20 protein-coding genes are annotated in these 20870 nt (G+C 38.5%); all 20 read right to left on the bottom strand.

The window, feature by feature from the left end:
• Positions 1–1434: a GumC family protein gene (locus O3617_RS01820; RefSeq protein ID WP_371448352.1), complete on the bottom strand. Its 1434-nt coding sequence runs from the start codon at positions 1432–1434 to the stop codon at positions 1–3.
• Positions 1435–1484: 50 nt separating this feature from the next.
• Positions 1485–3311, bottom strand: a complete 1827-nt coding sequence (locus tag O3617_RS01815) for a polysaccharide biosynthesis protein (protein WP_371448350.1) — start codon at positions 3309–3311, stop codon at positions 1485–1487.
• A 42-nt stretch (positions 3312–3353) separates the two neighbouring features.
• Positions 3354–4052, bottom strand: a complete 699-nt coding sequence (locus O3617_RS01810; RefSeq protein ID WP_371448348.1) for a polysaccharide biosynthesis/export family protein — start codon at positions 4050–4052, stop codon at positions 3354–3356.
• Between the two features lie 359 nt (positions 4053–4411).
• Complete coding sequence (locus O3617_RS01805) at positions 4412–5122, bottom strand: ABC transporter ATP-binding protein (RefSeq protein WP_005380876.1); 711 nt, start codon at positions 5120–5122, stop codon at positions 4412–4414.
• A 1-nt stretch (position 5123) separates the two neighbouring features.
• Positions 5124–5885 (bottom strand): ABC transporter ATP-binding protein, encoded by a 762-nt coding sequence (locus O3617_RS01800; RefSeq protein WP_371448347.1) that lies wholly within the window; start codon positions 5883–5885, stop codon positions 5124–5126.
• An 11-nt stretch (positions 5886–5896) separates the two neighbouring features.
• On the bottom strand, positions 5897–6907 hold the full coding sequence (locus O3617_RS01795) for a branched-chain amino acid ABC transporter permease (protein WP_371448346.1): 1011 nt from the start codon (positions 6905–6907) through the stop codon (positions 5897–5899).
• Positions 6907–7788 carry a branched-chain amino acid ABC transporter permease gene (locus tag O3617_RS01790; protein ID WP_005384250.1) on the bottom strand — a complete coding sequence of 294 codons (882 nt, stop codon included), beginning with the start codon at positions 7786–7788 and terminating at the stop codon, positions 6907–6909. Before O3617_RS01790 ends, O3617_RS01795 begins: the two co-directional genes overlap by 1 nt.
• Before the next feature lie 16 nt (positions 7789–7804).
• Positions 7805–8953 (bottom strand): ABC transporter substrate-binding protein, encoded by a 1149-nt coding sequence (locus O3617_RS01785; RefSeq protein WP_156931097.1) that lies wholly within the window; start codon positions 8951–8953, stop codon positions 7805–7807.
• A 145-nt stretch (positions 8954–9098) separates the two neighbouring features.
• A complete protein-coding gene (locus O3617_RS01780) occupies positions 9099–11012 on the bottom strand; it encodes an ABC-F family ATP-binding cassette domain-containing protein (RefSeq protein WP_371448345.1) in 1914 nt (637 codons plus the stop codon).
• A gap of 32 nt (positions 11013–11044) precedes the next feature.
• Positions 11045–12244, bottom strand: coding sequence for a type II secretion system protein GspD (locus O3617_RS01775; RefSeq protein ID WP_371448343.1), 1200 nt, complete (start codon positions 12242–12244; stop codon positions 11045–11047).
• Positions 12220–12867: a hypothetical protein gene (locus tag O3617_RS01770; protein WP_371448342.1), complete on the bottom strand. Its 648-nt coding sequence runs from the start codon at positions 12865–12867 to the stop codon at positions 12220–12222. Before O3617_RS01770 ends, O3617_RS01775 begins: the two co-directional genes overlap by 25 nt.
• A 145-nt stretch (positions 12868–13012) precedes the next feature.
• Positions 13013–14437, bottom strand: a complete 1425-nt coding sequence (locus O3617_RS01765; protein WP_371448340.1) for a glucose-6-phosphate isomerase — start codon at positions 14435–14437, stop codon at positions 13013–13015.
• A gap of 12 nt (positions 14438–14449) precedes the next feature.
• Positions 14450–14728: a DUF1294 domain-containing protein gene (locus tag O3617_RS01760; protein ID WP_371448339.1), complete on the bottom strand. Its 279-nt coding sequence runs from the start codon at positions 14726–14728 to the stop codon at positions 14450–14452.
• Positions 14729–14737: 9 nt separating this feature from the next.
• The gene (locus O3617_RS01755; protein ID WP_371448338.1) at positions 14738–15655 is read right to left on the bottom strand and encodes an NAD-dependent epimerase/dehydratase family protein; all 918 of its coding nucleotides are present in this window, start codon (positions 15653–15655) and stop codon (positions 14738–14740) included.
• Positions 15656–15672: 17 nt separating this feature from the next.
• A complete protein-coding gene (locus tag O3617_RS01750; RefSeq protein ID WP_371448336.1) occupies positions 15673–16335 on the bottom strand; it encodes a viroplasmin family protein in 663 nt (220 codons plus the stop codon).
• An 8-nt stretch (positions 16336–16343) separates the two neighbouring features.
• Entirely contained in the window at positions 16344–16835 is a 492-nt protein-coding gene (gene ybaK, locus O3617_RS01745) for a Cys-tRNA(Pro) deacylase (RefSeq protein ID WP_371448335.1), read from the bottom strand.
• 11 nt (positions 16836–16846) lie between these two features.
• On the bottom strand, positions 16847–17845 hold the full coding sequence (locus tag O3617_RS01740; RefSeq protein WP_371448333.1) for a nucleoid-associated protein: 999 nt from the start codon (positions 17843–17845) through the stop codon (positions 16847–16849).
• A 24-nt stretch (positions 17846–17869) separates the two neighbouring features.
• Complete coding sequence (locus tag O3617_RS01735; protein ID WP_371448331.1) at positions 17870–19105, bottom strand: AMP-binding protein; 1236 nt, start codon at positions 19103–19105, stop codon at positions 17870–17872.
• Positions 19106–19174: 69 nt separating this feature from the next.
• Complete coding sequence (locus O3617_RS01730) at positions 19175–20281, bottom strand: thiolase family protein (RefSeq protein ID WP_371448329.1); 1107 nt, start codon at positions 20279–20281, stop codon at positions 19175–19177.
• A gap of 55 nt (positions 20282–20336) precedes the next feature.
• Positions 20337–20852, bottom strand: coding sequence for a biotin transporter BioY (locus O3617_RS01725; RefSeq protein ID WP_371448328.1), 516 nt, complete (start codon positions 20850–20852; stop codon positions 20337–20339).
• Positions 20853–20870 lie beyond the last annotated feature (18 nt).

Here is a 20870-nt window from a genome sequence, read left to right as displayed (position 1 = left end):
TTAACCTCTCACCTTATACAACCAACGCAACACTTTATTCTTAGGTTCTTCTGTGACCGATTTTCTGTGATTAGGAATAACACCTAGCATCGGCACCTGTAACATATCTTCAACATCATTTGCAGTCTGTACTCTACGATTTCGCAAGGAGTTAACTAATGTATACAAACATCCTAAAATTAAACCGATAATAGCACTGGCAACCATAACAAGTACACGACGAGGAGCAATCGCTTTTTCTGGTAATGTAGGAGCATCGACGATTTGTACCTCATTTGGTACCATAACCTCTGCCACCTTAGCTTCCTCTAGACGTTTAGAAAGCATTTCATAAATATCTTGAGCTACATCTACATCGCGCTTAGCTTGAATATATCCCCGTTCCTTTTCAGGAAGTGCTTTCATCGCATCTTCGTTATCTTTATCTAAATCGGCTAAGGCGGCTTCTTTACTTTGAGCCACAGCTAATGCCGCTTCATTTCTAAATTTATCGGCTAATAAACCTTGTTGAGCGGAATTGCTTGATGGTGCTTGCTGCGAAACAATAGCATCGATTTCCTGTTGTAAACCGGCTTGTGCTTTAGCAATCTGATCATTTACTTCCTTCATTGCAGGATGTGAATCTGTATATTTACCTGCGTAACTTGCCTTACGAGCCTCTAAATCTGCTAGTTGTGATTTATAAGCTTGTACAGTTGAGCTATCTGCAATGCTAGCACCTGCCGAACCTAAATCCGCATTAATGCTACCTAATGCAGCTTGCGCCGTTTCTAAATCAAGCTTATTTTGTGCCTTTTCGCGATCGATTAACGTAATCTTATCAGTAAGCCCCTTCATTTGATCATTTGTGGAATATATTTTGTTATCCACTTGGAATTGTTGGAGCTTTTGCTCTGCTTCAGATAATTCCTCCTTCGCTGTTACCACTCTTTTTTGCAAAAATTCACGAGTCGCCTTTTGCTCAACTTGCGATAAATCTGCTAAACGTTTCAAAAATGTATCAATCAATAATTGATTTGCTTCTTGCGCTTTTTCAGGTGTTCTACCTGTTACACTAACTTGCAATAGCTGTGTTTCTTTATATGGTTTCGTCTCAATGCGGCTTTTAACGAATTCTTCATACGTTATTACTTGATCGCCTTCAACTTCATTAATAACCGGTTCCACTACATTGCGGCTCTTCAAAATCTCTGCATCGGTATTCATCAATTGACGCGCCATAGTATCTGAATACCCTTGATCAGTAGATAGTACTGAATTACCTAAGCCTTGTGTTTGTTTGATGCGCAACATAGCTGTAGATTGATAGGTTGATGGCGTCACTACGAGATAAGCTGCTCCTAGCAGGATGCAAATACCTGTCACATTTATAATAGTTCGTCGCCTTCTAACAAGAATCTTAGCTATATCTTTTACGTCTATAATTTGTTCCATCCCAATACCCCTTTCAAGCAGGTATACAACACAGCGGTCTCTCTTCCCGCTTATACATTATGATTAGGTGTATACGTTGGAATAATATCCTGTAATACTCCAATCACATCCATATCCGTTTTACAAGAATCAAAGTTACCGATTTTTTCCATTAACCAGTTACGATCAACAGTATCTAAAGCAGCCTCAAATATCTTTGTATGATTCGTTCTATTTGTCCCTTCTTCAGAAGTAAGCAACTCTTCATATTTCTTTTCACCTGGTCTAAGACCAGTAATTTTAATATGTATATCCTTATCTGGCTCCAATCCAGATAGACGAATCATATTTCGTGCTAAGTCAATAATCTTAACCGGTTCACCCATATCGAGTAAAAATACTTCTCCACCTTTTCCCATGGCACCAGCTTGTAATACAAGTTGACTTGCTTCTGGTATGGTCATAAAATAACGTGTCATTTCTGGATCTGTAACAGTTACAGGACCACCAGCTTCAATCTGTTTCTTGAATAAAGGAATGACAGAACCGCGACTTCCTAACACATTACCAAAACGTACGGTAATATATTTCGTATCATACATGTCGTTCATGGATATGATAACCTTTTCAGCTACACGTTTTGTAGCCCCCATAACGCTGGTCGGATTGACAGCCTTATCTGTAGAAATCATGACAAATCGTTCTACACCATGACGACCAGCCACATCTGCTACATTTCGAGTACCATAAATATTATTTAACACGGCTGCCATCGGTTGTATTTCCATTAACGGCACATGCTTATGAGCTGCTGCATGGAATACAACTTCAGGATGATACTGAGAAAATATTTTGTCTAATTGTTGCTTATCACGAATATCTGCAATAATCGGTATAATAGGGCCATCTTTATAGAGATTTTTTAACTCTTGATTGATGAGGTATATACTGTTTTCACCATGTCCTAACAACAAAAGCATCTTAGGGCCAACACGCATGATTTGACGACAAATTTCAGATCCAATGGACCCACCAGCACCAGTTACAAGAACCACCTTATCGTGAATGTAATGTTCTACGATATCCATATCGAGGCGAACCTCATCCCGCTCCAGTAAATCTTCTATGGAAACTGGGTGAAGATGCGATACGAGGACTTCATCATCTAATAGTTGATACATGCCAGGTAATGTATTTACCTTGCATTTAAGGGGCGAACAAATTTCCATGATATTTCTGATTTCATGACGCGTAACGGAAGGCATGGCGATAATAATCTCTTTCACATTATTTTCTTTCACTATGGATGGAATATCATGTCGATTACCAAGAATTCGAACACCGCCCATTAAACGATTAAATTTGGCCTCATCATCATCGATAAAACCGATTACCTTACGTGAACGTTTATGATACCGTTCAATTTCACGAGCAATCGTAGCACCTGCATCTCCAGCACCAATGATTAAGGTATTCACCATATCCGTATCAGTACTTTGTTTTCCTCCATAGCGCATAGCAATATAATGAAGCACCATTCTACCAATTCCAATAACACCAGTGCTAAGCAGCCAACTGATTAAATAAATGGACCTAGGCAAAGACTTGCCAAATACATACATACCGGTGTAAAACAATCCAGCCCCTAGAGTTGTAGCAATTAATACGGCCATTACTTCACGCATACCTGCATAGCGCCATATGCGTGTATATAAGTGCATGGATAAAAGCATAACAATATAAGAAATCACCATAATAGGCAATGCATCTATCATTTGAGCCATATACTGTGGCATGATATATCCATCAAATCGAATAAGCAAACTGATTAATGCCACGCCAATAATAGTAATTACATCTATAATAAGTAATAGGCCCGGTAATAAATATGAACGCAATGAAAGCCCCCCTTATATGACTTACATATAATACTTTATTGATTAGTCTTTCCCTATGCGAGATACCATATATGCACCTGTCAAAATTGGCGCAATATCTCTGGAGAAACTAATCTTACTGTTCTTAGTTAAGTACAAGATATCGCCTTCACGCATAATGTAGTTTTGAGACATGTCACCGGTTTTCAACATATTGTTTAAATTGATTTCAATAGGTTTTGTAGGATCATTTTGATGAATTAAGAATATTTTCTTTTTAGCTGTATCCCAGTTGAAACTACCAGCAGCCCCAATCGCATCGATAATGGTGCTCGATTTCGTTAATGTATAGGCCCCTGGTTTATTAATTTCACCAAATACATAAACACGAACGCCACCCAATTTTGTAACATTAACCGATACATCAGGATTGATAATATATGTAGATAACGCATTAGATACGTTTCGGGTGAATTCTTCTACGGTCATCCCATCGGCCTTAATATTTCCAACCATGGGAACTGATACATAACCATCTGGTCGAATGGTGAAAGTTTTATTGGCACCAAGATCTGACTGCTGCACCACATCAATCGTAAGTTCGTCTCCTTGTCGCAGACGATACTGCTGATCAGAGCCAATCGTAGTTGCAGACGTGTCCATAGGAGACGTCATGACCGCAACAGGGGTAACATCTTTTGCCAATCCTGTAGTGGCTATTGTTCCTATTACAAGAGATAAAGCAATCCATTTCCGATTCATACATACACCTCATAACATTTATTTCTATTAACAAAACATCATAACACAGCGATTTAAATAAATTTAATATTTAATTAATTATCGTACACATATTTTATCATCGTTTTTATGTAACTACTATATAAACAAGATGAAGCTTATTTGTATGCTTTTCATGAAACATGTGAAACACCGATGTTATCTAGTCTTAACACCTATTTCTTTATGTGTACTTTTTTACGCATATTTTTATTATAGCTTTGCTAATTATTGAGGTATCTAATAAAAAACCTATACATTCATATAACTTTTACAAAAAAAATGGATGTATATATCTATCTAATAATAGATATATACATCCAAATAAATATGGTTTTATATTATTCTACACGTCCACCTAAGTAAGCCTCCATGACACGAGGATCATGACGCACTTCGTCAGCTGGACCAGACAATACCATTTTGCCTGTTTCTAAAACATATGCGTAATCAGCAATTTTCAATGCTTGACGTACGTTTTGTTCTACCAAGAGAACAGTAGTGCCTTCTGCACTAATTTCTTTAATAGTTTCAAAGATTTCGTTTACTACTAATGGTGCAAGACCCATAGATGGTTCGTCTAGTAGCAATAACTTAGGACGGGCCATAAGAGCACGACCAATGGCAAGCATTTGTTGTTGGCCACCGGATAATGTACCACCTAGTTGATAGCTCCGTTCATCAAGAATTGGGAAGCGTTTAAATACCTTTTTGATATCCGCTTCAATCTCATTATCGTTGCGTATATAAGCGCCCATTTCAAGATTCTCGTAAACGCTCATATCTTGAAGAATTTGACGACCTTCTGGTACTAGGGAGATACCATTATGTACAATTTGATGAGTTTTATGTCCTGTAATATCTTGACCTTCAAATAACACCTTACCTGATGTAGGCTTTACAAGGCCCATAATAGTCTTCATTGTTGTAGACTTACCCGCGCCGTTGGCACCAATTAAGGACACGATAGACCCTTGTGGTACTTCTAAGCTAATGTCTTTTAAGGCTGTAATATGTCCATAACCAGCCACGATGTTTTCTAGCTTTAACATATTACGCCTCCTCTTTACCTAAGTATGCTTCGATAACAGCCTCATTATTTTGAATTTCTTGAGGTGTACCTTCAGCAATCTTTTTACCAAAGTTGAATACCACCAAACGGTCACAGATATTCATCATCAATTCCATGGCATGTTCAATTACGACAACAGTAATACCTAAGTCGCGAATTTTACCAATCAATTGGCGCAACGCTTCTGTTTCACTGTTATTCATCCCCGCTGCTGGTTCATCGAGCAAAATTAATTGAGGATGTGTAGCCAAAGCACGAGCAATTTCAAGGCGACGTTGTTTACCATATGGTAACGATGTAGCCACCTCTTCAGCATCCTCTTCAAGCCCTACGAGTTTTAAAAACTCATAGGCAATACCACGACAACGTTCTTCTTCAATGCGTTGGCGTTTTGTTCTAAGGAAGCTAGATAGGAATCCCGACCCAGTCCGACAATGCATACCAGTTAATACTGTTTCAAGAGCCGTCATATTACCAAAAAGACGAATATTTTGGAATGTACGAGCAATGCCCATTTCTACCGTTCTATGAGGTTTAATGCCTACTACCGACATACCATCAAATACAATTTCGCCAGAACTTACAGGGAATACACCTGTAATCAAGTTAAAGAGTGTAGTCTTACCAGCACCATTTGGTCCGATAACACCAAACACTTCACCTTGCTTAACACCAAAGGATATACCTGTGAGGGCTGCAACGCCACCAAAGCTTTTACTTACATCATTTAATTCTAATAGCATTCAGTTCCCTCCTATCCTTGTTTTTCTTGTTGTTTACGTTTATACGCTTCAAAACGTTCTGTTAGTACTTGGGTTTCAGGAATGTACGAAGCTTTTTTAAAGCCTAATTTACGGCTAATTTTGTCTACCATAGATTCTGTCAAAATACCATCTGGTCTTACAGCCATCAAAATGACGAGCAATGCGCCATAGATAATATCGCGATAATCGGATAAGAAGCGCAATACTTCTGGCAATAATGTAAGAATAAAGGAACCTAATACGGAACCCCATACTACATTGGAACCACCAAATACTGGGAATAACAAGATTTGTACTACCTTGTGATAGCTGAAATCTGTAGGGTTGATAAAGTTTGTAATATGAGCATACAAACCACCGCCGATACCGGCAATGAATGCACCAATGATGAAGGCCATCATTTTATAGTACACCACATTAATCCCCATCAATTCAGCCGCATGATCATCAGCCTTGATTGCTGCAAAGGCACGACCAACACGGCTATTATTGATGCGTACACAAAAGGCAATGATAAATACTAAAATGGCTAATAATATAATAATAGCCATTAAGTTGCCCCATGCAATAGCATCAATGCCCATAAGGCCATCGATGTCTAGTTCATAAGCAAAATTTGTTAATTCTTGAGGAATAGATGGAATGCCGGATAGACCAAGAGCACCATTTGTCACATCTAAGTTCAAGAAGATAACACGCACTACTTCACCAAAACCAAGTGTGGCGATGGCAAGGTATAGACCCTTCAATCGAGTTGTTGGCAAACCAATGACAACGGCAACTAAAGCGGCTACAAAGCCACCCACCAAAATACCAACTACGATAGGTAAATCAGCTTTCAAAGAAAGCAATGCTCCTACATAGGCACCAACGCTCATGAAACCTGCAGCACCTAGGGATAACTGGCCACTAGCGAGGGTAAAATAAATGGAAATACCTAGGATAGCATTGATGATGAAAAACATCACGATTTGTAGATAATAAGGGTTTAAAATATCCATTATGGTCGTCCCCCCTTATCTTTAGAACCAAATAAACCTTGTGGTCTCCAGAATAATAAGACAATGATTAAACCGAAGGCTACCGCATCACGGAATGTGGAAGCACCATAAGCAACGGAGAAGATTTCCGCAATGCCCAAAATAAAGCCACCCACCATGGCACCAGTAATATTGCCAAGACCACCTAGGATAAGTACAGCCAAGCCTTTAAAGCCAATGATAACACCCATAGTAGGCTCAATAGCATTGAAGGATAGACCAACAAGTACACCGGCAGCTGCACCTAAAGCGGAAGCAATCATAACGGTAACAGAAATAATCATCGTTGGATTGATGCCTAAGAGAGCTGCTGTTTCAGTACTCATGGATACGGCACGAATGGCTTTACCAATCTTAGTCTTTTTAATAACCACATTTAAAATGATCATTAAGAGAACAGAAACACCTAAACCGATAATTTGCACCATGGAGATTTTAAATACCCCAAAGTCGATAAGGCCACCAATATAATCTGGTGGGAAGGATCTCGTTTGAGGACCCCATAATAATAATGCCAAACTTTCAAGGAAGATGGAAACACCAATGGTGCTGATAAGTGGTGCTAAGTGAGACACCTTTTTCTTACGTAGTGGGCGTAACGCCACAAATTCTAATAAGTAACCTAGTACGGCACCTACAGCCATCGCTACGATAAGGGCTACAAAAATGTTTACGTCAAAAACAGTTACCATAAAAAGACCAACGAAGGCACCTATCATAAAGATGCCTCCGTGTGCCATGTTGATGATATTTAAAACGCCAAACACAAGTGTTAAGCCAATAGCGAGTACAGCATATAAGCTACCGAGGGTTAACCCGTTAACTAATTGTTGTAAAAACACTATACTACCTCAACTTTTATTTTTTTAATGCGTCAAATTGACCGTTTCTAATTTGCAATACTTGAACTTCCATGGAAGGGTCGCGGTGGTCATTGAATTTGAATTGACCTGTTACACCAACGAAGTCTGCAATATTTTTCAATGCTTCGCGGAATTTTTCACGATCTGTAGTGGAGCCAGATTTTTTCAATGCTGCTTCATACAAGTAAACTGCATCGTAAGCTTGCGCTGCGAATTGGTCTGGTTCTTTACCGTATTTATCTTTATAAGCTTTACGGAAGTCTTTTACCTTTTGGTCATCTTTGTTAGGGAACCAAGGTGTACCTACGATAACGCCATCAGCTGCAGCACCTGCGATTTTAATAAATTCAGGACTGTTGAAGCCATTGGAACCAATTACAGGTTGTTTCATGCCCATTTCACGCATTTTTTTCATAATCAATGCGCCTTCTTGGTATAGAGAAGCAACAACGATTACATCAGGGTTAGCTTGTTGAATCTTAGTTAATTGTGCAGAGAAATCTGTATCTTTATCTGCGAATGTTTCAGTATCAACGATTTGTACACCTTCAGCTTCCAATGCTTTACGAGCTGTATTATTTACAGATACCATTTGGTCATTGTTGTTGGAGTACATAATAGCTGCAGTTTTAAAGTTCAAAGTTTTATGTGCTTCTTTGATTGCAGTATCTACTGCCAAGGATTCTGGTACAGCATTACGGAAAATGTAATCGCCGATATCAGTAATACCTTCAGCAGTTGTAGATGTACCAAGAGCTACGACTTTACTTTTATTTGCTACAGGGCCAGCAGCCATCATTTCACCAGATAACATAGGACCGATAACGCCTACAACTTTATCTTTAGAAATTACTTTGTTCATCGCATTAATCGCTTCGTTTTTGTCACCTTTAGTGTCTTCAACGAGCAAATTAATTTTTACATTGTTAGCGTCTGCATTGATTTCGCTAACAGCCAATTCTGCACCAGCTTTGATGGATTCACCATACGCAGCTGCACCGCCTGTAGTTGTTGTTAACAATGCGATTTTCGCTTCATTATTATTTGCATTACCTGCATCTTTATTGCTACCACAACCAGCAGCAACTGCCATTACACCAGCAAGACCAAAAATGGCTGCTTTTTTTAACATGGATTTATTCATGTTACACCCTTCCTTTAATCACAATAACAGCAAATATAATAGTATAAATTATATATACTTCTATATTATGAAATAATTTTTATGTTTGTCAATCAAATCATGTATATTTTCTATAGAATTCAGATATACACCTTATAAGTTTTATTTATTCTACTAACAATTCTGAAAAATGTTCCCACTTCTCATACAGTACTTGTAGAGAACTTTCTGTGTTTGAAAGCTGCTTAGATATGTTTGCCATCTCTTCTAAATCCTGTTGTACTACAGGATTGGCTAATTGCACTTCATACATTTTCATAGTTGCTTCTAACCGAGCAATTTCTTCTTCCACCTCAGCTAGTTGTTTTTCCACCATGTAAGTATTCGGTTTTGGTTTTGATTCATCACTTGAAGGAACCACTTTTGTCTCAGTTTTAGCCTTGTCTTTAGGGACTTCTTCTACATGCTCAGTGAGGGCAGCAATATCATTTTGCTCCTTCAGTTTTTCCTTATAATAAGAATAATTACCTAAATACTCGGTAATACCTTTATTCTCTAATACTAACGTTCTCGTAGACACTTGGTCTAAGAAATACCGGTCATGAGAAATAATAAAACACGTACCACCAAATTGCTGCAACGCACGTTCGACTATTTCACGAGTAGGTACATCTAAATGGTTAGTAGGTTCATCGAGAATAAGGAAATTATCACCTTGTAAAAATAATTTTAACAGAGCTAAACGCGCTCGTTCACCACCGGATAAATCACCTACTAGTTTAAATACATCATCTCCTTTAAATAGGAATGATCCTAAAACATTACGAGCTTTTTCTTCGGTGAAATTATAATTATTGATAATCTCATCCACCACTTGCCATCGATCGTGTAATTCTTCATGTTCTTGTGAGAAGTACCCCGCTTGGACACGATTTCCAATATCGATATGACCTTCTATAGGGAATAATTCCCCTACAATAGCTTTCACCATCGTAGATTTACCAGCCCCATTAGGACCGATCAAGGCAACAGATTCGCCACGTCGAACAACTATAGATACATCATCAATGATTGGATCATCTGTTTTGTAGCCAATAGACACATGATCTAATACAAGTACCTTATCAGCGCTCATAGCTGCCGGTGGAAATTTAAAATCTAATGAATGTGAAGTTTCAGGAGCCTCTAATCGTTCCAATCGATTTAATTGAGATTGACGGCCCCTCGCCATCTTAGACTTAATACCAGCACGATACTTATCAATATACTCTTCCGTTTTCTTAATATATTCTTGCTGTTTTTCATAAGCAATCGTATCTGCTTTTAAACGTTCTTCTCGTTGTGCCACATAGCGGCTATAATTACCGCGATAGATGGTGGCCTTGTGATGATCTAGTTCTACTACACCTGTAACGATGCGGTCCATGAAATACCGGTCATGGCTGACAATCAGAATGCCACCTCGATAGGATGATAGATACCCTTCTAACCACTCCAACATTTCCATATCCAAATGGTTTGTCGGTTCGTCGAGGAATAAAAAATCCGGACTTCGTACTAAGGCCTTTGCCAAATTAATGCGCGTTTTTTGACCACCAGAAAATGCATTAGCCGGTTTATATAGATCTTCATCTGTAAAGCCTAGGCCATATACTATGCGTTTTGTTTTTTGTTCATAGTCGTAGCCACCTAGCCATTCCAAACGATTTTGCAGATAATCTAATCGTTGTAAATCACTTTCACTGGCTTCGTGAGTCTCTAAATATGCCGTTAACTCTTGTAATTTATTTTCTAATGCATGAACATCTTCCCATGCTGTTTCTATTTCTTCCGCCAAGCTGGCATCGCCTAAGTTAACATCTTGTTGCAAATAGCCAATACTTGCGACAGGAGACATAACAACTTGACCTTCATCTAATTCCTCAATACCGAGGATACATTTCAACAATGTTGATTTACCAGCCCCATTAGGGCCAACCAAGGCAATTCTATCGCCTTCTTTTATTTCAAAGGACACATTGGAAAACACTTGGCGCACCCCAAATGATTTTCCTAGGCCGATCATTCGAATGCGTTCCATTCAATACCTCCTTTATCATTCCGTACCTATTATTATACCACAGTCGCTTTCACAAAAATGACCATTTCCACGCTATCCTTTGTCTTCCGGCTATGTCTAAATAATTTACCTAATAAAGGGATATCACCGAGTATTGGGATTTTCTCAATCTGTTTTTGGTCTCGATTATCCATTAAACCACCTATGACTAGTACTTCTCCCGGTTGTAGACGCACTCTAGTCTGTGCTTGTCGCGTAGTAATCTTATAGGATTTCATCTCAGATACCATAATCGGTGAGCTCACCTCAGCTCGTATAGATGTATCAATGATACCATTTTTCGTCACTACCGGAGTATAGTCAAGCTTAATACCGACCTCTTCGTAATGAATGGATCTTTTTCTTTCACCATTAGAAATTGACTCTTCGATAACAGGAATTCGTTCACCAATCAAAATATGTGCGGCTTCACCATTTAAAGCCATAATAGAAGGAGTTGCAATAACAACTGCCTTTCCCGATGTTTCTAAAAGGCTAAGCTCAGGTTTAACAAAAAATTTATAGGCTTCCCCATCTGGAGCTTTTCCAAAAGAAATAGCACCATAAGAATTTGTCTTGTCATTACCATGGCCGGTTAAACTCAACCAGGACCATCTAAATCCAGTCTCCTTCGTATAGGAATGTTCCATAGCCATAATGGTGGCTTCCAATCGCACCTGTTTCATGTCTCTATCTACAGATTGAATGATTGAGTTGACCCCTTTTTCCTCGTCTCCGGTTACATTCAATACAATCTGATTTGTTTCCTTATGTACTGCGAACTTACCAGTAGGTACTACAGTTTTTATGACAGATTCTAATGATGTCGATGATGCTACCTTTGGTTCTACTACCACAACATGACGATGTTCCTTAGCACCAGAATGCCCTGTAATGGTTACCACGCCCTGATCATCCTGTATATCAAAATTATACATATCCCCTAAATGATGTAGCATGTCTAATGGCGACTTACCATGTATCGTTCCTGTTACAGTTCCGTTTAATGTATTAATGCCAAGTATATCAATCTTATAACTACGACTGATGGCCTCTACCACATCGGACAAAGGAGCCTTGCTAACCGTCAAACTATATGTATTTTGACCTGACTCAGATTGTTGTACATGTATCGATTCTTTCGCCCATACACAAGGATTTTCTATTACACCTAAGAGTAAAACTATAATCATGATTCGCCAATAGATACACATCGTACATTGCCTCCTTCATCAAGGGTTACACCATTTTCATCTACATTAATTACTTTTACACCATGCCAAGAATCACCTTCCATAACAACAGTAGATTCTGTGCCACTGCTTAAAATTACAGCCCATTGAGGGCCATGTATTACGCCATTAACATGAATTGTTTTCTGCTTATTGTGTTTTGTTATGACTGGTTCTGCACTGGAAGTGCTATCTTCTTCTACTTTCTTCTTAGCAGATCTCTTTTTACCAGACTTTAATGTTGATGAAGCCTTTTTATTGTCTAGGTTATCCTGCCACTCACCTATATCTTCTTCATTCATCGTATGTTTTAAAGAAATATTACTATTAACCAATGATTCACCTAATACCTCACGCCAAGGAAGAGCTCGCAAGTTATTGCTCGTACTGTATAACAAAGTTATTTCATGAGCTTTTTCTTCTGATTTCGACATGGCAGTTGAATCAGGTTCCATCTGGGCATAATCAGCCTCAGGTGTATGAAATATTCCCCATCCAATAGCTATCCCACATAAAACAAACAAGACACCTATACTTTTCTTGTGTCGTTTCCATTGGGTTACATAGGGATGCAGTTTTTCTCGTAATCGTTCCTGTATGTTCATTCATCAGGACTCCTTTCACATAGTAGAGTAAAATATCTATCTAGTATCAGTATGCAACATAAATATACATAAAAGAAGGACACTAATAGTCACCCCCGTGACTATTAGTGTCCTTGACAAATCATATAATTTATGATAGCAATTATTATTTTTTCATAGCTTGAAGTTTTGGTCCAATCAAGCGTTTATATACTTCAACACCCGGTTGATCAAAAGCATCAACGCCAGCTAAAATCGATTCAAAATACACGGCCCAACAATGCATAAACATAATTTCCCCTAAATGAAATGCATTTAATGTTGGTACCGATATGGTCATATTAAAACGATTATCTATAGACAGTGCCTCACGATTCGCATCGAGGGCGCTATTCAAAATATCGCTAATAGGAATATCACCAATTGCATCGAGTTTGTCGTACTCACTATACAAATTTGGAACAATCAACGATGTATTCCAGTCTCGTACCTTAATAAATTGAACCACCTTATTAAGACGCCCCTCTTGGTGTTCTTGCACTTGTGCATGCATATCCATCGTGCCTACTGCAGGAACAGGTGTACGACCATAAGGAAGACAGGTATTACTCATTTTACCTAATGATTCAGACAAAAGTTGTACATACCAATCGGATAAGGAATGTAGAGACTCGCCATAAGGCATGAATACCTCTATAATACGTCCATATCGCTCAGATGCAATATATTTTAATAATGCACTAAATAGTGCGGGATTTTTATAAACATCCTCTTCTTGGCAAGCCATATCCATCGATGCAGCACCGGCTAAAAAACCTTCTATATCAAATCCCACTAAAGCAGCTGTAACAAATCCTACTTCAGTAAAAACGGAGAATCGGCCTCCTACACCATAAGGAACAGAGAATGTTCTCCATTGATGCTTGATAGCCATATCATGAAGAATAGTAGGATGTGCCTCATCATTTGTTTCTGTAACGACGGTAACTTCATAATTAATATGATGATCCTCTAATGCTTTTTGAAGAATCATAAAATTAGCCATCGGTTCAATTGTGGAACCAGACTTTGATGTAACTACAAGCATAACCTTATAGTCACTACCCTTTTCACCGGCCTGAGATACTAAGGTTTTAATTAGCCCTTCTAAGTATGGGCCATCTACATTAAACCCAGCAAAATAAAATCTAGGATAGCCGTTGCGTTCTTCATCAGTATAGTTATTCCAAAATGAACCACATTGCACATCAAAGAGTACCTTACTACCTAGATAAGACCCACCGATGCCAATAGAAACAACAGTATCAATACTTTTACGAGCATACTCACGTAAGTCATGTAACCGTTTCATCATATTCGGTGTATTGATACCATCTTCAGAAATATACGGTAATTGATAAAACAAGATTGGTTCTGGTTGACCATCTTTGGATAAATGACCTTCTTCATACCCAGTGGAGCGCAAAATGTTGGTATGACGCCATACATTTTGAATGGCCCGTTCAAAGTTTCGTATGTCCCTTGCCTGTATGCAGCTTTCATTATAGATATTGTTATAATCTAGTTCAAACCCAGAATCTAACTGTAACATCAAGTATCTCCTTTATGCACCAATCCAACCATAGCCATAACCGATGCCAAATACGGACCAAAGAATAGCGATGGGAATTAATAACTTAAATTTCAATTTTGCTGTTTTATGATGGCATAGTACCATGCCCAATAATGCACCTAAACCGCCAAAGGCAAAGGCCAAAAATAGCAATGTAAATTCAGAAATCCGCTCATACCCCTTTATAGCGGAAAACTTGTCATATCCATATATACAACAAACGATACAATTCCACACGGCCATAACAATTAGAAAATACGTTTCCCCCATAATTCTTTGTTATTTTCCCTTAAAATATGAGATGGTCTCACTCAATCCATCTTCTAAACCCATAATTGCTGTAAATCCAAAATCTCTTTTTGCTTTTTCATTACATAAGCGAGAATGGCGAATATCCCCTATCCGTTCTGCTTCATAGTTCGTTACTATCTCTTTACCAGTAATTGATTTAAAATAGCGCACTAATTCATTGACAGATGTACTTGTATTAGTAGAAATATTATAAATCCCTGTTAAATCAGGATGGTTCATGGCTTTAATATTGGCTTCAACCACATCGGCCACATATATAAAGTCACGCGTTTGCTCACCATCCCCAAATATAGTAAGCGGCTTGTCCTCATTAACGAGACGGTTAAATATACTAATTACACCGCCTTCGCCGCCATCACCTTGACGTGGTCCATATACATTTGAATATCTAAAGCATACTGTTTTTAGACCAAAAGCTTGTTCATAAATGCGTAAATACCCTTCCGTTGTCAATTTAGTAAGGCCATAAAAGGATGTTGGTTTACCAGACATGTCTTCTGTAAGAGGTAATGTATCAAGATCACCATAAACCGCGGCAGAGGAAGGCATAAGAAAATGTTCAACCTTATGCTTTCTAGCAGATTCAAGCATATTAATTAGACCTATGAGATTCACATCACAATCCATCTTAGGATTTTCCATGGATGCAGGCACCATAGTTTGTGCCGCCTCATGAAAGACGACTTGAGGTTTAAATTCTGCAAAAATAGACTCAATATTAAAATCCCGTACATCCATCTCTAGGAATGTGGCTCCCGGATTGACAAAGTCTCGTACCCCTGTAGAAAGATTATCTATTACCAATACAGTATGACCTAATGCTATGAGTCGATCAACTAAATGGGACCCTATAAATCCGGCGCCCCCCGTTACACAAACACGCATTGTTTTCCCCTTTTATATTATTTACCTTTAGCTGCCCCTGCCTTTGCGAGTTGATCAGCCATCTCATTATACGTATCACCCGTATGAGCATGTACCTTGTGGAAGTATACTTTCACATGTGGAAAGATACGTTCACAAAACGCTGCATATTCATTAGTTAATGCATTATTTCGCTTCCACTTCTTCGTAGCCCACATTTCTATGCCCATATAGTCATAATATAAGGAGCACTTAGGAATCTCATGAGTTAATGCATATTCCATAACATGCTTAGCCGCTAATAGCTCACCAGAAACATTCCAAAACTCTGTATATTTCACATCTTTTGTGCCGAATGAAAATGTTTCTTTATTACCATTTAGAAACATTATACCACCGGAACCTACCGATTGATTATATTTGTCATAACTACCATCAATATACGCTATTAAATGATTGGGTTCTGAAAAATCAGGAGCTATAGATTCCTTTGTATGGTTTGTTTTGGACGTCTTTGTTGATGTAAGATAATCACCAATACTCATACCTTCATCACCTATAAAGGCTTGTGCCTCTGCTTTTGTAGGAAAAGATTTATAAATAGCACCACCAAAGCCCTTTACTTGCTTTTCACAGTCACTCCAGGACTCATAAATTCCCGGCGTACGGCCAGCTTTTACAGCATAAAATTTCTTCGCCATACAACCTCCTAATGCTTCATGGTAAGCGGTACAAATTCAGCATTTACTACAGATTGTAAATCTTGTGGATTAACATGCATCTGCATGCCTCGTAAACCGGCACTAACGTATACGGCCTCTTGAGCTTGCATAGATTCATCAAAAAATGTTGGAAATTGCTTCTTCATACCCACTGGTGAACAACCACCTCGCAAGTAGCCAGTTATGCCCAATAAATCTTTAACATGAATTAACTCCACCGATTTATTGCCACTGACCCGAGCAGCCTGTTTCATATCTAGTTCTTCAGCTACTGGAATACAGAATACAACATATCCTGTTTTATCTCCCTTGCCAACCAAAGTTTTGAATACCTCTTTTTCATCTAGGCCTAGTTCATCAGCTACATGAACACCTTGCCCTCGTTCTTCAGACCACTCATATTCACTAATCGTATATGCTACGTGATGAGTATCTAATATGCGTAATGCATTTGTTTTTTTATGCTTATCCTTACTCATATAAGAGCCTCCTATTTATTAACAATTTTATTTATATTTTTTAATTCAATGCGAAGCGTCCCATCATCGTTTGTTTTAATTTCAATAAATTCACGATTTTGCATATATTCTACAGGAAAAGAAATTTCTATGCCTGTATCGGTTTTAATCTTATGATGTTCGCCTACCTTCGTAGCAAATTCACGATTCACCGGTAATGGCCGCATCATATCCTGTTCAGCTAACTCCTTTTTAGCAGCTTCCTGTTGAATCGGGTTAGACTTGAATACCTCTTCCACAATACGGACCGGATTCACCGTATCGGATACTTCTGCATTTTTAGCAATCATGGACTTTGCCATTGTAAGCTCTGCTACACCATCGGATTCGTGAGCTTGTGCCACCTTATCTATAATGGTTTTTACCTTCTTAACAGTATCTCTAGAAGATTGATCTGTACCAAGTTGCAATACTTTATCTGCTAGAATATAACAAACTTCACCGTCATATTCACCTTTTGGTTCAAAGATGCGAACGGATAAATCCGATGTATTAATAGCCACAAAGGCTCGCAATTTTTGTGTTGGCATCGGTAGTACTGCCTTATGTGGTACAAGCTCTGTTGATAGAGATCCATCATCTTCACTAAACAATTGATGTGTAAAAGCATCATGAGCCTGACATAATAACATACAGATATAGGATGTATCTGTTACTACATCACATACGATAGTATCAATTACTACGCCTACTGTAGCTTGTTTCATATAGTCAAAGGTCTTCTCACCTAACTCTTTTGCCAACGTGATGAATGAAATCTCTCCAGATTTATATTCTCCAATGCGCTTTCCCATAGGACTATGCGTATGTAAGGTACCCGTTCTTGCACTCGGGTCTTTAAAAGCTTTCGTTACATGCCCTGCAATATAGTCATGTATGTCTTGCTCACCTATTTTTAATTCATGTTCAGAATAGACCGCTAAAGATGATGTAAAATCAAAAATCTCTAAGGCTGCTTTATTAATTTGCATGATAACTCCTAAAGGGTAAAAATATTACTCTTTATTATACCATTCTTTTAGCAATTCTTTGTCTATTTTTGAACAATCTGTTAACGGTATGGCATCGATATATCGTAAATATTTAGGTTGCTCCTCATGAGGAATAGCTCTACGCACATCAAATTCTACCTCAGACACTGTAACGCCCTCTGCAGGCACGATAAAGGCCACAACCTCTTCTCCGCGCAATAGATCAGGCACGCCTATTACAGCAACATCCTCTATAGATGGTAAAACTTGTAACTGAGATTCTAAGGCTAATACGGCAACCTTATAACCACCTCGGTTAATAATATCCCCATTACGGCCATCAAATATAATGTAATCTCCACACCAATGGCCCTTGTCACCAACTGTTACCATTCCTTCGAGCCCGCATATACTAAATCGTGTGGATACATAAATATAATCATCTTTTATGTCAACAGTGACTCCTGGAAATGGACGACCTACGGTGCCGGGATACATATGCCATTCTTCACCAGTACAATAGCTAATATAGTTTAGCTCTGATGCTCCATAGTACAGAATGAATTCCATCGTTGGATATAGCATGTGTAGAGAATGTAATAATTCTGTATCTACAACTTGTGAGCCTGCAATAATATATTGTACACAAGAACAGGTAATGCTATTCCATCGTAATAGTAAACGCAGTTTTGTAGGCAACATATAAATATGAGTGCATTGATGGGAATGAATCAATGATTGCCATCTCTTTGGTTGCATTTTATCACTCGTTACGATTTGACCGCCAGCCCATAGGACAGCTAACATCATATTCGTATTGCCTGTAAAGCTAAAACTGCCATGCACAAATATACGTGTTGCTTTATCAATATGAAAGATATTATTTTGTATATCAAAATAATTAGACCAAGATGATTCTGTGCGCCATAAAGGTTTAGGCATACCTGTTGTACCAGATGTGAGAACACCAAACTGCGCGTCATTAGGGATATCTGTTTTACCAAGTAAACTTATTAACTGTTGGCGATACTTATTATCCATATGTGGATGTGAAACAATAGGAATATATCCTTTACATAGTGTAGCTAACCACAATATGAGTTGCTCATATACAGAATCTGTATCTATAAATATAATTTGTCGATTCCCATTTATAATCCGTGTAATGCATGCATCGGACTCTATGTGCTGCGCTCGTGCTATAGCACTTTCATAAATGTCCTTATATGTATAATGAATTTCATCTATAATAAGGGCCATATGGAACTGTTGGTTCTGACCATACTTATATATGTTCTGCAATATCTTACTCATCAATATATTCCTAACCTATACACGCTCAATAATCATAGCTGTTCCTGTACCTCCAGCCCCTGCAATGGCACACAAACCATATCGCCCATTGCAATATGACAAGGCTGCCATACAGTGCAATACTAACATAGCTCCAGAGCATCCATAAGGATGTCCATAGGCCAATGCACCACCTAACATATTATATCGTTCAACCAGATTTGGATATTCTCGTCCAAACAAGGCTGAGATTACGGCAAATGCTTCATTCCATTCAAACACATCGATTGCTGTTGGTGAAAGCTCGGTTACGTCTAATATCTTTTTGGTACTTAACAACGCACCTTCTGGGCTATACAAAGGGTCTCCAGCCCAAGGCATAATCTGAATAATCTTAAATGGCCCCGGTTGATTGCTTAGCGTTACAAAGGCTGCACCATCATGAGTTAAACAAGCGTTACCTGCTGTCGTTATAGAATGAGGTCCTAATAGAGGTTTCATACGATTTAACAGTTTTTCATTCATAGATGAACGGATTGATTCATCAATACAGTGTTTTCCATCTATTTCAATATCCAGTATATATGGTGAAAGTATACCCTTGTCTTTCGCATGCTGTGCACATTGGTGGCTCCTAATAATATATGGATTTAACTCCTCTACACCTACGCCATGTTTTATCATGGTGCGCTCCGCTCCTTCTAACATAGCTAACGGTGAACTATCCTCAGGAGAAAATTGCGCCACCATATAATCGCCCCGACGATCATCATATTCTGCATATCTTCTCATAGGCTGTAAGGACGAGCTTTCAATACCACCAGCTATCACCGTATTCATCAGTCCAGATGCTATATGAGCATAGGCCATCTCAATACTCATCATCCCCGATGCACATTGCATATCCACCGTAACAGCCGGAATGGTGTTTGGCAACTCACTGTAAAGCCCCATCAATCGCGCAATATTTCCACCTGTACCAACAGCATTGCCACAAAAAATAGTATCAATAGAAGGCTGTTCCATACGATAAAACAACTGGTTGATAACCTTTGCGCCAAGTAATTCAGGGCGTATTGATTTATATTGTCCATTGACCACACCAATGGGGGTTCGTAAACCATTATGAATAAAAACAGACATAGTAGCTCTCCATATAAATAAGGAGGTGTACTAATAACACCTCCTACACATATCATCATTGTATTTTAATTTTTGTAGCTAACCAAGAGGCAACTAAACATTTTACAATATCACCAGGAATATATGGAAGCATCACGATTGGTAGAGACGCCCAAAATGGAGTTCCTGTAACAATCATAAATCCAGCTACACCAAAAATATATACTACAGGAATTGTAATGGCTATAGAACGCCAGCTATAAGATAAGAAACTTCTTGATTTACCCTTACAGATACTTAACAAAGTGTAAGCAACTGGCCAAGAGAAGATAAAGCCGCCAGTAGGTCCAAGTAGCTTACCTAGTCCAGATGTACCACCTACAAATACTGGTAATCCTACAGTTCCAAGCAATACATAGACGATGAATACGATTAATGTATCCTTAGGAGATAATAATAAACCTGTCAATGTAGCTACCAATGTTAATGCGGTTACCATAGCTGGGCTAAATGGTAGTGGAAATGAAATCCATGCGGACACGCATAATAGCGCTGTTAATAAAGCCATTTTTGTTAAACGTCTTGCTTCCATAATATACCTCATTTATAT

It is taken from the genome of Veillonella sp. 27098_8_77, assembly GCF_041431535.1.
Classification (GTDB): domain Bacteria; phylum Bacillota; class Negativicutes; order Veillonellales; family Veillonellaceae; genus Veillonella.
This window is presented reverse-complemented; position numbering and strand designations above follow the sequence as displayed.

Bases quoted from the DNA above. Each gene is read 5' to 3' on its own strand.
- O3617_RS01810 (WP_371448348.1), bottom strand. From the start codon at position 4,052: ATGAATCGGAAATGGATTGCTTTATCTCTTGTAATAGGAACAATAGCC.
- O3617_RS01785 (WP_156931097.1), bottom strand. From the start codon at position 8,953: ATGAATAAATCCATGTTAAAAAAAGCAGCCATTTTTGGTCTTGCTGGT.
- O3617_RS01780 (WP_371448345.1), bottom strand. From the start codon at position 11,012: ATGGAACGCATTCGAATGATCGGCCTAGGAAAATCATTTGGGGTGCGC.
- O3617_RS01755 (WP_371448338.1), bottom strand. From the start codon at position 15,655: ATGCGTGTTTGTGTAACGGGGGGCGCCGGATTTATAGGGTCCCATTTA.
- O3617_RS01760 (WP_371448339.1), bottom strand. From the start codon at position 14,728: ATGGGGGAAACGTATTTTCTAATTGTTATGGCCGTGTGGAATTGTATC.
- O3617_RS01770 (WP_371448342.1), bottom strand. From the start codon at position 12,867: ATGAACATACAGGAACGATTACGAGAAAAACTGCATCCCTATGTAACC.
- O3617_RS01775 (WP_371448343.1), bottom strand. From the start codon at position 12,244: ATGTGTATCTATTGGCGAATCATGATTATAGTTTTACTCTTAGGTGTA.
- O3617_RS01730 (WP_371448329.1), bottom strand. From the start codon at position 20,281: ATGTCTGTTTTTATTCATAATGGTTTACGAACCCCCATTGGTGTGGTC.
- O3617_RS01800 (WP_371448347.1), bottom strand. From the start codon at position 5,885: ATGCTATTAGAATTAAATGATGTAAGTAAAAGCTTTGGTGGCGTTGCA.
- O3617_RS01750 (WP_371448336.1), bottom strand. From the start codon at position 16,335: ATGGCGAAGAAATTTTATGCTGTAAAAGCTGGCCGTACGCCGGGAATT.
- ybaK (WP_371448335.1), bottom strand. From the start codon at position 16,835: ATGAGTAAGGATAAGCATAAAAAAACAAATGCATTACGCATATTAGAT.
- O3617_RS01805 (WP_005380876.1), bottom strand. From the start codon at position 5,122: ATGTTAAAGCTAGAAAACATCGTGGCTGGTTATGGACATATTACAGCC.
- O3617_RS01735 (WP_371448331.1), bottom strand. From the start codon at position 19,105: ATGGCCCTTATTATAGATGAAATTCATTATACATATAAGGACATTTAT.
- O3617_RS01740 (WP_371448333.1), bottom strand. From the start codon at position 17,845: ATGCAAATTAATAAAGCAGCCTTAGAGATTTTTGATTTTACATCATCT.
- O3617_RS01725 (WP_371448328.1), bottom strand. From the start codon at position 20,852: ATGGAAGCAAGACGTTTAACAAAAATGGCTTTATTAACAGCGCTATTA.
- O3617_RS01795 (WP_371448346.1), bottom strand. From the start codon at position 6,907: ATGGATATTTTAAACCCTTATTATCTACAAATCGTGATGTTTTTCATC.
- O3617_RS01820 (WP_371448352.1), bottom strand. From the start codon at position 1,434: ATGGAACAAATTATAGACGTAAAAGATATAGCTAAGATTCTTGTTAGA.
- O3617_RS01765 (WP_371448340.1), bottom strand. From the start codon at position 14,437: ATGTTACAGTTAGATTCTGGGTTTGAACTAGATTATAACAATATCTAT.